Source organism: Aphanizomenon flos-aquae FACHB-1287, assembly GCF_014698755.1.
Taxonomy (GTDB): domain Bacteria; phylum Cyanobacteriota; class Cyanobacteriia; order Cyanobacteriales; family Nostocaceae; genus Dolichospermum; species Dolichospermum flosaquae.
Genome location: NZ_JACJTO010000001.1, coordinates 1 through 15,123 on the forward strand (window position 1 = coordinate 1; position 15,123 = coordinate 15,123).

A 15,123-nucleotide genomic window follows, 5' to 3' on the forward strand; every position below is an offset into this window, starting at 1 on the left:
GGTTAATGCTATTACTGATGAAAATGCTCTCAATTGGTTTAATCATTGTGGATTGTTTTTTGACCCTATTTAGATAGCTATTCTTGTACTGGACTTGATATCAAACTGCTGTAAGTGCAAATATCCAATTATTTTAGTTGTCAGGGTTTGTTGCGTAAGTAATGAATATTTTTATATGGACAAATTTATTTGCAAACCTGGGAAATTGTTATAGAACTGTAATCAGGGATCTACTCAATGAATAACAGCACAGTGATCCCCAAACAGTAATCTCGTCCCTAAAACTACTAGAGAATAGGGAACGGTTAGGGCATGGAGGATAAGCTTCTGCGGCTCTGCAGAGGCTTAGTCGAAGATCCCAACGGTGATAATAAGTAATTACGAATTACCAATCACCAATTACCCATTCTCAATTACCGATTTAAAAAAAAACAGATAAGTGCTCAATTCTGTTACAAATCGGCTACTCTAGAACCTGGGAATGATGTAAACAAAGGCTGGGGGAGCGATAACCAGAACTGTCAGTACACAGTTATTCTATAGGCATCCTTACGGACCAAGCCAAAAACTTGCGTATTTGCTGTTCTAGAACGATAATGGTAGTTTACTTGGATGGAGTCTGGTATCGCTAATTAAATCCAGAAGTCATGAGAGCAGGTCATCAAAGACCAGTTTCGCAATGAGTATGGTGAAAAAATCTGTATTTTTAACTCATTCTTGACCAAAAAATTCCCCGGTTGATTTTGAACCTCTGATAGAGGCTTCACATCCGAAGGATAAGTAAAGCAGCAGTGTGTCAATAAAGGTGCGGGTGAATTTTGAGCTAGGGTCATCTTGAAAAATACCAACTTGTGAATCACAAGGATGATAATTTAATCAGGGTTTTTTAGCCTGCACCTTTCAAATGGATCTATAATAGCGCATTATAAAGACTACTGCTATACGTATCCTTACTAGACTTTTTCGATCTACCTACAGTTATGTTGAAAGTGACTAATACTTTTAAGACTTAGGTAGGTTAAAGTAGGTTGAGTGGGAAAAAGACAACTTCTGAAGTCATCCACCATACAGGATAACTATATCAATACCTTAATGGATCGAAGCGCGACCAGTTCCACAGTTATGAAAGAACCCAGCATGAAAGACCACAAAAGACTTCTACTAATTGATGATGACCCTAATCTCATCTTGCTGGTGAAGGATTACTTAGAGTTCCGAGGCTATGAAGTCATGACATCCGCAAATGGTGGAGAAGCTCTGGATCTGCTAGAAACAGAAGTTCCAGACATGATCATTTGTGATGTAATGATGCCGGAAATGGACGGTTACACGTTTGTTGAACAAGTGCGACAAACTGAACGCACTAGTTGGATTCCCGTTCTCTTCCTCTCAGCTAAAGGTCAAAGTGCAGACCGAGTTAAGGGTTTAAACAAAGGTGCTGACGTATATATGGTCAAGCCCTTTGAACCCGAAGAACTGGTAGCACAAGTAGAATCCTCCCTCAAGCAAACAGTTCGCTGGAAAGAACATCAAACTAAAGGTGGGGACAGTAGTTCTCGTATCCAAGTTCCTTTTGATGTCCAGTTAACTCCGACTGAACTGAAAGTAGTCCAGTTTGTCGCTAGGGGTTTAGCAAACCGAGAAATCGCTGAAGAATTAAATGTTAGTCAGCGTACTGTTGAAAGCCATGTGTCCAATATGTTGGGCAAAACCAATCTCCACAACCGTACTGAATTAGCACGTTGGGCGATTGAAAATCAAATGGCTTAAACGATTTTAGATTTTGGATTTTAGATTTTGGATAATTTATCTAAGGTCTAAAGTCCAAAATTTGTGATTGTGGATTGGGAAAGATGATGCTGGAGATTGAAAATTGACATTTCCTGTAAATTGAAATAAAGTTTCTGTTCCTTTATGAGACTGTAATCCCCAAAGTCCATATTCATGGCGGTGGAAACATTCAAATCTGGGTTTTTTGGCATTAATTAAAATATATTCTTGTATGTAGGGGGAATTTTTAACCCCAACCTCAAAAAATTAGCTTGATCAAATTAAAAAACTTATGAGAAGATTTGTTTTTAATAGATAACTGACCCACATTGCCGAAATGTGCCAAAATAAGGAATTGTAATAAAAAATATTATTAAGGTAATTTAGTGACTTCAACTGCTCAAGCTAGTGCGAGTGCGCGTCGTGCGGTCTTCCCATTTACAGCCATCGTCGGCCAAGAAGAAATGAAACTGGCGCTGCTGTTAAATGTCATTGATCCCAAAATTGGTGGTGTAATGATTATGGGCGATCGCGGCACCGGAAAATCTACAACTATCCGCGCCTTGGCGGACCTTTTACCAGAAATTCCTGTTGTCGCCAATGACCCCTTCAACAGTGACCCCAACGACCCGGACTTAATGAGTGATGAAGTGCGTCAACAAGTAGCCCAAGGAATAGAAATTCCCATCGCTCATAAAAAGGTGCAAATGGTAGATTTACCATTGGGTGCTACAGAAGACCGGGTTTGTGGCACAATTGACATTGAGAAGGCTTTATCTGAGGGTGTTAAGGCTTTTGAACCTGGACTACTAGCGAAGGCTAACAGGGGGATTCTCTACGTTGATGAGGTCAACTTGTTAGATGATCACTTGGTAGATGTACTTCTAGATTCCGCTGCTAGTGGTTGGAATACTGTGGAACGGGAGGGAATTTCCATTCGTCACCCAGCCCGGTTTGTTCTTGTTGGTTCGGGAAATCCAGAGGAGGGGGAATTGCGTCCTCAACTCCTCGACCGTTTTGGAATGCACGCAGAAATCCGCACTGTGAAAGAACCGGCTTTACGGGTACAAATTGTGGAAGAACGGGGCGAATTTGACCAAAATCCGCCTGTGTATTTAGAAAAACACCAAGCTCCACAAGTAGCATTACAAGAGCAAATTGTCAATGCTCAGGAATTATTACCGGAAGTTAATTTAGACTATGACTTCCGGGTAAAAATTTCCGAAGTTTGTTCAGAATTAGATGTGGACGGGTTGCGGGGTGATATTGTTACTAACCGTGCTGCTAAAGCCTTAACTGCTTTTGAAGGTCGGACAGAGGTTACAGTTGACGATATCCGACGGGTAATTACCTTATGTCTGCGTCACCGTTTGCGGAAAGATCCTTTGGAATCCATTGATACTGGCTATAAGGTAGAAAAGGTCTTTTGTCGAGTTTTTGGTGTGGAACTTCCAGAAGATTCAACGGTGAAAAATGGTGCAGGGATAAAAGCTGGCGCTCGTTAGTGATAATGTAGAGATGTTCTATGGAATGTCTCTACAACGGTTAATAACAACTAACAAATTATGAGAATCTGGAATTTTTGGATAAATACTTTAATTTTATCTATTGAATATCATCAACCTCGGTTTGTGGAATTATTACAGCAGTTTGCGATCAAGTCCAGTACAAAAATAGATATCTAAATAGAGTCAAAAAACAATCCACAATGATTAAATCAAAAATTTAAACTTGTTTATATATTCTATTTTTTGTCTCCCACAAAAGTACAAAAATCAAAACTTGCTTTTAGATATCAACAAAGCGACAGCGTAACGTACCATTATCAAAGATGATTATACATCTGAATATAGCCAATAAGTTATTTAAATCATTCTTTACCAAAAAAGTACAAGTATCGTATATTCTCAATAATCTTGAGAATTTTCTCAATAAGCTGACGAAAAAAGTTAATTTCAGGGCTTGAAATTCTCAACTATTTTTTGTACAATATTTCTATATAAAATCTGCTTGGGCTTTTTTTGAGAAAAAACTTAATTGTCATCAATGAGTTTTAAAGAAATATTATACTAGTATCTTCAAATCTGATCAAGGTTGTGGATGTAGTGGGTAATTATGAATTACCCATAACCGATTGTACTGCATTTAATTTGTATAATTCTTGCGGGGAAGATGCCAGCACCACAAGAAATAACAATATCAGGATTATTGGATTTAGCTGCGTAACAGCTTATTGTGCTAAAAATCTAGCTAATAACTCCTCACGAGATGATTTTAGAAGTAACGGGGTAAATTCTTCTCTACTCATGGCAATCAGGGGGTTAATAATTCTTGTCAATTCGGCATCAACTTCACCAAAACGCACTTGTAGAATACTCTCAATTATAGCGCGTCTTTCTCTTTCTACACCAGTCCTAAGTCCTTCCTGTTGTCCTTCTTGTCGTCCCTCTTCTCGTCCTTCTTGTCGTCCTTCTTGGAGTCCTTGTTTTCTCAGTTCTTCTAATTGTTGTTGATACATTTGGGATAATTTCATAATTAACTCCTGATCATCTTGATCAATATCTTGTTCTTGACGCTGACGTGCCGATAACACAGCAATTAGGTTATGTACTAATTCTATGACATCTGCCAGAAATGGACTGTTATTTGTCAGTGTTTCCAATTCTTCCACCGCTTGTCTTTGTACTTTTCCCCTCCCTAATATCCGTAAAAACAGGGTTTCGGGTGTACTGGGTAATTGATGAATACTCACAATGACGGTTTTAAATCCTTTACCAAAAAGGTAAATCCCCTTACCCCAGTTTTCTTCATCCAAACTAGCATTAAAGCTATCGAGGATTTCTACTGATACCGTAGGAGTCAAAATCCACAAATTAGCTAATTCGGATTCATTTATTCGTGTATCATTGCGTTTAGCTTGACGTTCAACCTGGGAATGAATATCAAATAATTTACCCATACAACTGCGGATTTCACTTTTACCTACAGCATTGCGAAATGGTTCAAATACCGCATAATTAGCCGCCATTTTCCCTAATACGCCTAGTGTTGCTAGGTTGGTGGGTGGGGATGAGGGGATAAATAATACGTCAATTTGTCTGACTTCTGCGGTGATGTCTTTACTGGTTTCTACTTGTCCATAGGGTGTTAATAGTTCTGTTAAATATTGTTTAGCAAATTGATCATGTATAAAGCGAGTCATTTATTTTAATTTTGATTAGTAGATATGGGTTATATAGCAATCCTAAATGAAATGTGAACATCTCTTATTTTCCTACCTCTGTGTCCTCTGTGTCTCTGTGGTTCGTTAAAAAAACTAGTTTCATGCTTCAACCCAACCTACAGACTATTTTTTGTAGGTCGGGTTAAGCGACAGCGCAACCCGACGTTTATGTTGGGTTTCATGCTTCAACCCAACCTACAGACTATTTTTTGTAGGTCGGGTTAAGCGACAGCGCAACCCAACGTTCATGTTGGGTTTCGTACCTCAACCCAACCTACAGACTATTTTTTGTAGGTCGGGTTAAGGGACAGCGTAACCCGACGTTTATGTTGGGTTTCATGCTTCAACCCAACCTACAGACTATTTTTTGTAGGTCGGGTTAAGGGACAGCGCAACCCGACGTTTATGTTGGGTTTCATGCTTCAACCCAACCTACAGACTAAAACTCACAAATAGACTCTGGTTGCAGGGGACATTGTTTAGAGACAAGTGGATTTCCCTCAAGGGAAAGGATAGTCAATTTAGTCAGATTAGACAAAGGTTTGATATCGCTAATTTGATTTCCCCTAAGGGAAAGGAAAGTCAAATTAGTCAGATTAGACAAAGGTTTGATATCGCTAATTTGATTTTCCCAAAGCCAAAGGCTAGTCAATTTAGTCAGATTAGACAAAAGATTAGACAAAGGTTTGATATCGCTGATTTGATTTTCCCGAAGCCAAAGCCAAGTCAAATTAGTCAGATTAGACAAAGGTTTGATATCGCTGATTTGATTTTGCCAAAGCCAAAGCTCAGTCAAATTAGTCAGATTAGACAAAGGTTTGATATCGCTGATTTGATTTCCCGTAAGGGAAAGGAAAGTCAAATTAGTCAGATTAGACAAAGGTTTGATATCGCTAATTTGATTTCCCGTAAGGGAAAGCCTAGTCAAATTAGTCAGATTAGACAAAGGTTTGATATCGCTAATTTGATTTCCCGTAAGGGAAAGGAAAGTCAAATTAGTCAGATTAGACAAAAGATTAGACAAAGGTTTGATATCGCTAATTTGATTTCCCTCAAGGGAAAGGCTAGTCAATTTAGTCAGATTAGACAAAAGATTAGACAAAGGTTTGATATCGCTAATTTGATTTACCGTAAGGGAAAGCCAAGTCAATTTAGTCAGATTAGACAAAGGTTTGATATCGCTGATTTGATTTTCCCGAAGCCAAAGGCTAGTCAATTTAGTCAGATTAGACAAAGGTTTGATATCGCTAATTTGATTTCCCCAAAGCCAAAGCTCAGTCAATTTAGTCAGATTAGACAAAGGTTTGATATCGCTAATTTGATTTCTGCTAAGGTTAAGCCAAGTCAATTTAGTCAGATTAGACAAAGGTTTGATATCGCTAATTTGATTTCTGCTAAGGTTAAGCCTAGTCAATTTAGTCAGATTAGACAAAGGTTTGATATCGCTAATTTGATTTCCCTCAAGGTAAAGCTCAGTCAAATTAGTCAGCGTTTGATTAGCTTGACCACAATTTTGGGTTTTAGCAACTTGTAGTAATACTTCTACCGTTCTTCTTCTCTGTTGAGATAAATTGGCTTTTTGTTGACACCATTCTGTAAAAGTTTGAGCAATCAAATAACCTGGCCACTTTTCCGTCGGTATTCCCTGAACACCATCTCTTGCTAACCCTGATTCACTTCTGCCAAATTCAGCCTTACCATAAATACCAATTACTTCCCCCTGGTCGTTTAATATTGGTCCTCCACTCATCCCCGGTCTTGGACTCCCACTCAAAAATAAATCATATCCCAGATTTTCTCCCCTTCCTCTAGCTGTGATTTGGGATGTTAAAAAGAAGTAATTTCGCTGTTGACTATTAGAAATAGAGGGAATAGGAAATCCAGAATTATGTACCGTTTCTCCCTCTTTAACTGTCCGAGAATCAGCAATTTTAGCAATAGGATAATTTTTAGAACTGGTAAATTTGACCAAAGCTAAATCTAATTTTCCCACATTTTGAGACCGTTCAATGCGGTATTTTTGCCCGTCATAAGTGATAATGTCATAAACTCCTGGGTTTTTAATTACATGATAGGCTGTCAGGACAGTATAAGTATTACCATCTTTGTCAATAATTACTCCTGAACCTTTACCATCTAGTCCTCCAATCATGACAGTGATTTGTTTAGCGATATCATTAACTTCTACAGGAGTTAAAGCAAATACGGTCTGGTATTGTACTAAAGCTAGGGTTGTTGTCCCTAGAATTACGCCTAATCCCTGGGAAAATTTCATAGTTTTTTGTCTGTTATAATTGTCTTTTATAATACTATATTTTATAATACACTTTCTTTCCACTTTACGCAAAGGCGCGAAGTTTTAAAAGTTTTCAGGAATTAATTTAACTTTGACTTATCAATGCCTTGTCCATTTTCTGTAGGTTGGGTTAAGCGACAGCGCAACCCAACGCTCATGTTGGGTTTCATACTTCAACCCAACCTACAAATCTAGGTTTTTATGTGTAGTGTTGGGTTTCATGCTTCAACCCAACCTACAAATCTTATACATCTGAATATATCCAATAAGTTATTTAAATCATTCTTTACCAAAAAAGCACAAGTACCGTATATTCTCAATAATCCTGAGAATTTTCTCAATAAGCTGACGAAAAAAGTTAATTTCAGGGCTTGAAATTCTCAACTATTTTTTGTACAATATTTTTATATAAAATCTGCTTGGGCTTTTTTTGAGAAAAGGACTTACAGCAGATTTAAACCTGTTTATATATTCTATTTTTTGTCTCCCGCAAAAGTACAACAATCAAAACTTGCTTTTAGATATCAATAAAGCGACAGCGTAACGTACCATTATCAAAGATGATTATATATTTGAATATATCTAATAAGTTATTTAAATCATTCTTTACCAAAAAAGCACAAGTACTGTATATTCTCAATAATCCTGAGAATTTTCTCGATAAGCTGACGAAAAAAGTTAATTTCAGGGCTTGAAATTCTCAACTATTTTTTGTACAATATTTTTATATAAAATCTGCTTGGGCTTTTTTTGAGAAAAGGACTTACAGCAGATTTAAACTTGTTTATATATTCTATTTTTCGTCTCCCGCAAAAGTACAAAAATTAAAACTTGCTTTTGTCCATCAATAATTGCTTGGCTGTTTCTAAAGAAATACCCCAACTATATTGACTTATTTGTTCTCGCTGTGCGTCCGTCGGATAAGAACCATCTTTAAAAACATAGGGGTCTCCCCAAATTGGGTTAGCATGAAGTCCATTAATTCCCACTAGTTCCCCCGCGCTATTTAATAGGGGTCCTCCACTCATCCCTTTTTCTATATCATTGGTAAAGCCAATTTGGTATCCTCCCTCTAGGGCTTTATCTAGCACCAGTTGAATTTTACCAGGTTTAATTACAAACTCTCCAGATTTGCTTTTGCTATTTTTGAGGGGAAACCCTGCGGACATTACCCAAGCTCCAATGGTGGCTTGTTGATTTGATTTGGTAGCAATCCTGTATTCTGAGTCAGCTACAAATTCTAATAAGGCTAAATCATTTCCCCTCAGTTGTTTTTTTTGCACCACAGGGTTAGCACGGTGAATTTTTCCGTCGGGAGTTTGAATGGAGTAGGGAGCTTCACCACCTTGTAAAACGTGATTATTGGTAATTACTCCATAGGTTAAGTTATCTATATACAATATAATACCAGAACCTAATAAGCGATCGCGTTTAGTTATTGGTCTACCCAAAATTTTAACGGTGATTAAGCGAGCTTCCTTTTCCACTTGTTCAATTTGTTGTTGATCACACTGAGAATTAACTATTGAAAAAGGGGGTTGTTGAACTGACGACACTGGAGTTACTAAAGTCCAAAGAGAACTAGCTAATGCAACAACAGCGCCCATTCCTATCCGCCAATTCATGGTTTTACCCCCATTATGGTTTACCATATCTGACCATTAATTACTTTATCAATGTCAATGCTGGCGGTGCCATCACGGTTGATTGTTGGTTTAATGTGTCCTTCTTGGTCGCCACTGAGGTAAACAGCCTCCCCACCTGCGCTTACGCGGGTATTTAATATTTGTTCGAGAACTTTATTAGGGTCACGATCCTTTGTCATAGTCAGTAAAATATTTTTCTTATTACAAGCTCCCTGATTACTTCCTAAGCCACAGATAACAGATTGACCGTTAACTGTTCCCGTTTTGAGAACTTTCAATTGACCTTTATCGTTAAGTTTTTGGAAACGATAAGAAACTTCTTGACAACGTTTTTGAGGTGTCAATGTACTACTAATCCAGCTAGTATCTGTCCAAACAATTAAGGCCAAGCTGCCTCTGGGGTGACGAACTACCGTTGCTGGATAGTTTTCACTCAAACCACAGACAAATTGACGCTCTTGAGCTTGACTGGGTTGATTATTGATGAGGTTGATACTCAAGGCTAAAACTAGACTGGTTAAAGGTGCTGATAGGTTACTTTTCATAAGTAAAGCTATAGGAAATCAGGTTATTAAGAGGGTTACAAAAAGCTGATGATTTGAGTTAATTCTATGTTAATATAACTAGTTGTACGTGTCAAGGAGAGGAGATTAAGTTTCTGTTTGTGTACCTCATAAACCACCTTCTAAAACAGGCTCTATATGGAAAGACCTAATCATTGTTTGTTCTACATCTTGGAGGAAGGGATCATAAAGTTTTTCTCCTGTTCGATAGGTGAGAATATAAACTTTTGAATCCCTAATAGTCCAAATTTCCATGGCTTTAAATCTGAAGTTATAAATTTGATCTTGGCCAGTATAAACTATTTGATATCCTTCTTGATTATCTAAGGCTCTCGATTTTTGTTCCAGGATTTTTACATCTTTAACCGATTTTTTAATTTGTTCGATAGCGGCCTGATTATAATCTAATATGGTCTGAGATTTTGGAATATATTCTACACTAATAAATAACCCCATGTCTAGATTTAAACTGGAAATATTAGGGAATATTTTAGCAATAGTTCCGCGGGTTAAGGGGCTAGGTTGTTGTTTTTCGGCTTTCCAATCTTGAGGATATTTGATCTGAATTCCAAATTTTTTATCTTCAAATAATTTACCAGGAATGGTTTTAATACTTCCTTGGTAGTTTTGAATTTGATAGCGATACAAGGTTATGAAAACACCAGTAACGGTGAAAATAATTGCTGTTATCAATAAAACTTTAATAAATCGAGGTTGGAAAGTAGTAAAAACTATTGTTGGTTCAAGACTATTATTATTAGTTTTATTGGTAGTAGTTGATTGAATTTCTTTTTCTTGATCATGTTTCTTCAAAGATTCTATTACTTCCCTTGCTGACTGAAATCTATGATAGGGAGTCTGTTGGAGCATACGCCTTAATATTTTACCCAAATGTTCACTAATATAGGGATATTTTCGCCAATTCCAAAGATTATTAACGTCACGGGAATCGTCTGGAAATTCACCTGTTAATAATTGCACACAAGAAGCAGCTAAAGCATATAAATCACTGGAATAATCAACTTTTTCCTTTTTGATTTGTTCTGGGGGAGCATAGGAAATAGTTCCAAACACTATAGATTTTTCTGTAGTGGAAATATCACCTTTAATTACTTGTTTAACTGCTCCAAAGTCAATTAAATAGAATTTGTTATTTTCTGCATTGGAGCGCACAATATTACTAGGTTTAATGTCCCGGTGAATAACATTGTGATTATGAATAAATTCTAAACTAGGTAAAATATTATTTAATAGAGCTAAAACTTTTGCTTCTGAAAAAAGTCCTTGTTGTTTTAATTCTTTACTTAGATCTTCCCCTTCGATATATTGTTGAACCAAATAATTAAACTCTTGCTGAGTATTTACTTGAGGGTCAGTTACAGTTAAGGAAAAATAATCATACAAGCAAGGAATGTTACCGCTTTTATCTCCTAAATCTTCCAGAACTTTAGCTTCTCTTTCAAAAGCTTTTTTAATCCCTTCAACAATTTCAGAAGAATGATTACCTTCAATTCTTAATCGCTTGATAACGCAAAGTCGGTCATTAAGTGTATTTAAATCAATAGCTAAAAAAGTATGTCCAAAACTTCCTTCTCCCAAAGGTCTGAGAAGTTGGTATTTTCCTCTGTTTCCAGTTAAGACTGGAGGTTGTTTGTCAATTTCTCTCATTTTCTTTCCCCTATCTAGCTGCGGAACGTATCTAATTTCCCAAAAATATAATAACAGTAATTGTGAACACTTTTCCAACCTGGTATAATAACAGCGATTTTAAATCACGACTACACAAACAAAACTCATCTGGGACTGACGGAAATCTAATTAAAAGCAGTAGCTAACTTATTCCAAAAACAAGAAAGAATTACTAATCACCAAGAGGTTATTAATATTATTAATAAATAAAAAACCCGACTTTTCAAAAAAGTCGGGGAGCTAGACATTTTAGATATTGTGTAAATTACAACCAAGTTGCAAAATCGTAAGCAAAATGAGAAAGTGATATTAGTTGAATGCGAGGATCATTTTTTCCAGTTTCCCTTTCTAATTGAGTATTATAACCCCAATCTGCGAGAAAAAGTTTTACATGATTTAAATCTGATTGTTGTTGAACTAATTGTAATGTTTTTAGTCTATCTTCAACAAACCATAAATTAACAGTTTGGGTATTTGCTTGCTGAATTAATTCCCGCAAAGTTGCATATTTGGGGCGTTTTACCTCTTTTCCAAAAATATTTTCTGGAGGTAAATTAACTCCCTCTTGTTCTAACAATTGCTTGACAAATCGCCCTTCTTTAGTAGTGACAATACATAACTGAATTTCACTTTCAATAGTTATTTTAAGTCTTTCAATTACACCGGGATAAAATCTATGTAAACTTAACCAACCATCTAAATCTTTGTGAATCCATTCATCTCGTAAATGATCTAATTTCGTAGAAATTGTCTTTGCTTCTAGATGATCTGCTGATAAAATTTGGAGAGTGATATTTGTCCATGATTGAAGAATTTCAAAATCAGAAAAACCTGCAATTAAAGCTTTAATTAAAACAGGCATTTCCCAACCAGTTTCAATTACAGGACGTAAACGATAGAATCTCAATGCTAAATCATCTGGTGGTGTATCATCGACCTGTGACCAAATTTGACAGTAAGTGTGCCATGCTACCTCAAAATATTCAATTAGTCCATCGCAAACCACTCCGTCAAAGTCTAAAGCCAAAATCGTGGGACTATTTGCTGTCATTGTTTTGAGGGTAAAAACTGCTTTTTTAGTTTACCGCACCTTGCTCTGGAGAATATGTAGCGATTAAACTCTGAAAAGATATTTTAAAAATTGACGGGGATTATAAACTGCTACTACATAAATAAAGTCCATCTAAATGAATTAATAAAAGTCCAGGGTTTTACCTGTGTAGACCAGGTTTTTAACTGAGAGGAGAGAATAAAATTTAACTTTTCATTCCTCCTCTGAAATAAGGAATAAAAAAATAAAGTTTTTTTAAAGTTTTTTCAGTATTTTTATAGAAATGGAGCAAAATATTTATGTATCAATATAATCAATAATGTATCAGGATGTAAATAGGAGCATCAAAACCATGCAAATCACACTGATTTCCGAAAATAAACTGACACAAGAGCAGGAAAAACAAGTTTTTCCCCTACCAGTAGCTCTCGGACGAGATATAACTCAACTTCCTACCGTCATTAATGGTGAAACAGTCTCCCCTGTAGTTTTATTAGATTCTAGTAAGCAAATTTCTCGGTTTCATGCTCAAATTACCTTAGAGAACAACGAGCTTTATGTAGAGGATAAAAGTGCTAATGGGACTGAACTCAACGGGGAAAAGCTAATTAAAAAACGTCGGGCTTTAAACAGTGGGGACAGACTGGGAATAGGTAACTACACCATTACCGTTGTCCCGGTTCGAGCTGAGGATGAGAATGCTACTATTGTACTTGAAAGTAAGTCCACAATTTTTAACCCCCAATCTGAGATTATTCCCGTATCTAGGGTGCGGAAGTCACTAGATTCTCAGTCGTCCATCATTTTTAACCCCTATACTGATGCTTTAGAAGAGCAAACTCCCGACGCTGTAACCATTCAAACAGCGGGTTTTCCCTATCATCTCAATTTTTGGAATGCAGAAAAGGTTTCCCTTGAGGCTATTCGTCGCAGTGGTGTTTTAGTCAGAGAAACAGAATATCTGGCCTGTGGGGGAGGAATGGGTAGTTTTGTTTGGGTGGATATGTTGAGAATTGCGGGAGTTAAACCAGAAAATATTAAAGTTTTGAGTGTTCAAGATAAACCTTATAAACGCTATGAAAGCTTACTGAAAAATTGTCAAATTCCCCGACATAAACGAATTCGTTCTGGTTCGGATTCCTGTCCTGATAATATTTGGGGGTGGCCAGGATATGCTTTAAGAGATACTTGGAAATCCTTTTTTTCTGGACAAGTTGGTGCAGCTTTAGGATTTTTGTGGCAAGTTTTTGCTGAACCTGTTTATGCAGATACCTACACCCCCCGTGGAAAAGATGTATTTGAGTCCATGGACCGGGAGAGCGATCGCATTAGTTGGGGTAAAATGTTAGAATATGGTAGTATTCGTAGTCTACGACAAACGGAAGATGGCCGTTATTGTATTGCATATTCTACTTCTCAGCAAGAAGACGGAAATCACCAATTTTTATTAGCTAAATATGTCCATCTCTGCACAGGTTATCCCGCAATTAAACTACTAGAAGACCTGGAAAAATATCGTCAGCAATATCCCGAAGAAACAGGAAATAAAAGAACTGTAGTTCAAGGTTATGAACCCCATGATCATATTTACCAACAATTAGAAAAAAAAGGCGGTACTATTGTTCTTCGGGGGTCAGGAATTGTAGCCTCACAAATATTAGAAAGGCTGTATGAAGCCCGGAAAATGCAAGGTAATATTCAGATAATTCATTTAAACCGAGAACCCCGCAAAGGTAATCAATTTGAGGGAGCTAAACGCTACGTAGAAAATGATTGGGAATTTCAACCTTTTAACTGGCCAAAAGGAACTTGGGGAGGTGATATGCGAACAATGCTAGAAGCCGCTGACCCGTTAAGACGACGGGAATTATTACAGGGTTGGGGGGGAACAACCACAGCTAGTCGCAAAAAATGGCGCGACATTGTTCGTCAAGGAATAGCTCAAAAATGGTATGAAATTCGTTATGGTGTAGTCACCAAATTAGAACGTAATTCCCAAGGTCAAGTTATTACTCATGTAGTCACTAATAGGGGTCAACAAAACCTGACCGCTGATTTTGTTATTGATTGTACAGGCTTGATTTCTGACCCTTTAGAAAGTCCATTTTTAAAAGACTTAATCCTGCATTATGACTTAGATTTTAACCCAGAAGGACGTTTTCATGTAGAAAACAATTTTGAAATCAAAAAACTACGAAATGATCGTTCTCGCATATATGGGGCAGGAATTATCACTTTAGGCGGTCCCTACGCCCCTGTAGACACATTTTTAGGACTACAATATGCTGCCCATCGTTCTATGGAAGCATTGGCGGCTGCAAAGGCTCCAGGAGTCCGCTACATTGAGGGAATTTATTCCCTTTGGCAATGGCTAAAATGGGCATTGAATCAAAAACCTTAATTTACACATATTATAATAGGATAATAACATCATCATGACTCCAACTTTATTCGGACGCTGGCAAACACGAATTTTTTTGTTAGCAACAGTGGGAATGTTAGTTTCTCTGCTTTTTTATTGGGGATATTTAGGAATTGCCTCCAACTTAGTTTACTTTTGGGTTGTGTTTTATGTAGGTTTATTTGGCATTGCTTGGGATGTTTTGTATGATTTTCTGCAAAAATATCTCTGGGACCATGACTGGCCTGGGGTATTTCAATTTTATGCAGGGGTTATAGAAGGGGTATTTCTAGCTTTAATAATTGCCAATATCGGTTTACCTCATATTCCTAAAAGTGAATTTGATTTAATCAGATTTATTCAACATTATGGTTTAGTTTGGTTAGCAGTTTATTTATCTACTTGGGTAGTCATGCGGTTATTATTTCCCCGGTGGCGTTTTCGCGGTGGAGAATGGATTGGTAAATGGCCGAGAATTTCTTAG

The 15,123-nt window shown here is 37.0% G+C and carries 10 protein-coding genes; 4 read left to right on the forward strand and 6 right to left on the reverse strand.

The annotated features are described in order from the left end of the window. Positions 1-1,092 precede the first annotated feature (1,092 nt). Positions 1,093-1,770: a response regulator transcription factor gene (locus H6G44_RS00005; RefSeq protein ID WP_190385361.1), complete on the forward strand. Its 678-nt coding sequence runs from the start codon at positions 1,093-1,095 to the stop codon at positions 1,768-1,770. A gap of 386 nt (positions 1,771-2,156) precedes the next feature. Further along, positions 2,157-3,275: a magnesium chelatase ATPase subunit I gene (gene bchI / locus H6G44_RS00010; protein WP_190385360.1), complete on the forward strand. Its 1,119-nt coding sequence runs from the start codon at positions 2,157-2,159 to the stop codon at positions 3,273-3,275. Positions 3,276-4,000: 725 nt separating this feature from the next. Here bchI and H6G44_RS00015 read toward each other — a convergent pair. The 6 genes from H6G44_RS00015 to H6G44_RS00040 all read right to left on the reverse strand — a co-directional run bounded on the left by H6G44_RS00015 (position 4,001) and on the right by H6G44_RS00040 (position 12,238). Then, entirely contained in the window at positions 4,001-4,972 is a 972-nt protein-coding gene (locus tag H6G44_RS00015) for a hypothetical protein (RefSeq protein ID WP_190385359.1), read from the reverse strand. Positions 4,973-5,432: 460 nt separating this feature from the next. Then, entirely contained in the window at positions 5,433-7,268 is a 1,836-nt protein-coding gene (locus H6G44_RS20070) for a leucine-rich repeat domain-containing protein (protein WP_242031644.1), read from the reverse strand. A gap of 845 nt (positions 7,269-8,113) precedes the next feature. Beyond that, complete coding sequence (locus H6G44_RS00025; protein ID WP_242035344.1) at positions 8,114-8,941, reverse strand: S1 family peptidase; 828 nt, start codon at positions 8,939-8,941, stop codon at positions 8,114-8,116. Then, positions 8,935-9,480 carry a COP23 domain-containing protein gene (locus H6G44_RS00030; protein ID WP_190385357.1) on the reverse strand — a complete coding sequence of 182 codons (546 nt, stop codon included), beginning with the start codon at positions 9,478-9,480 and terminating at the stop codon, positions 8,935-8,937. The genes H6G44_RS00025 and H6G44_RS00030 overlap by 7 nt, the downstream gene beginning before the upstream one ends. Before the next feature lie 126 nt (positions 9,481-9,606). Beyond that, positions 9,607-11,166, reverse strand: a complete 1,560-nt coding sequence (locus H6G44_RS00035) for a serine/threonine-protein kinase (protein ID WP_190385356.1) — start codon at positions 11,164-11,166, stop codon at positions 9,607-9,609. A 286-nt stretch (positions 11,167-11,452) separates the two neighbouring features. Further along, a complete protein-coding gene (locus tag H6G44_RS00040; RefSeq protein WP_190385355.1) occupies positions 11,453-12,238 on the reverse strand; it encodes an HAD family hydrolase in 786 nt (261 codons plus the stop codon). 352 nt (positions 12,239-12,590) lie between these two features. On the opposite strand from H6G44_RS00040, the gene H6G44_RS00045 reads away from it, so the two are divergent. Together H6G44_RS00045 and H6G44_RS00050 are read left to right on the forward strand one after the other, a co-directional pair. Further along, a complete protein-coding gene (locus H6G44_RS00045; protein WP_190385354.1) occupies positions 12,591-14,639 on the forward strand; it encodes an FHA domain-containing protein in 2,049 nt (682 codons plus the stop codon). A gap of 34 nt (positions 14,640-14,673) precedes the next feature. Then, the gene (locus H6G44_RS00050) at positions 14,674-15,123 is read left to right on the forward strand and encodes a hypothetical protein (protein WP_190385353.1); all 450 of its coding nucleotides are present in this window, start codon (positions 14,674-14,676) and stop codon (positions 15,121-15,123) included.

Excerpts from the sequence above, each read along its gene's own strand:
- H6G44_RS00045 (WP_190385354.1), top strand. The coding sequence starts at position 12,591 with ATGCAAATCACACTGATTTCCGAAAATAAACTGACACAAGAGCAGGAA.
- H6G44_RS20070 (WP_242031644.1), bottom strand. The coding sequence starts at position 7,268 with ATGAAATTTTCCCAGGGATTAGGCGTAATTCTAGGGACAACAACCCTA.
- H6G44_RS00005 (WP_190385361.1), top strand. The coding sequence starts at position 1,093 with ATGGATCGAAGCGCGACCAGTTCCACAGTTATGAAAGAACCCAGCATG.
- H6G44_RS00015 (WP_190385359.1), bottom strand. The coding sequence starts at position 4,972 with ATGACTCGCTTTATACATGATCAATTTGCTAAACAATATTTAACAGAA.
- H6G44_RS00025 (WP_242035344.1), bottom strand. The coding sequence starts at position 8,941 with ATGGTAAACCATAATGGGGGTAAAACCATGAATTGGCGGATAGGAATG.
- H6G44_RS00035 (WP_190385356.1), bottom strand. The coding sequence starts at position 11,166 with ATGAGAGAAATTGACAAACAACCTCCAGTCTTAACTGGAAACAGAGGA.
- H6G44_RS00030 (WP_190385357.1), bottom strand. The coding sequence starts at position 9,480 with ATGAAAAGTAACCTATCAGCACCTTTAACCAGTCTAGTTTTAGCCTTG.
- H6G44_RS00040 (WP_190385355.1), bottom strand. The coding sequence starts at position 12,238 with ATGACAGCAAATAGTCCCACGATTTTGGCTTTAGACTTTGACGGAGTG.
- H6G44_RS00050 (WP_190385353.1), top strand. The coding sequence starts at position 14,674 with ATGACTCCAACTTTATTCGGACGCTGGCAAACACGAATTTTTTTGTTA.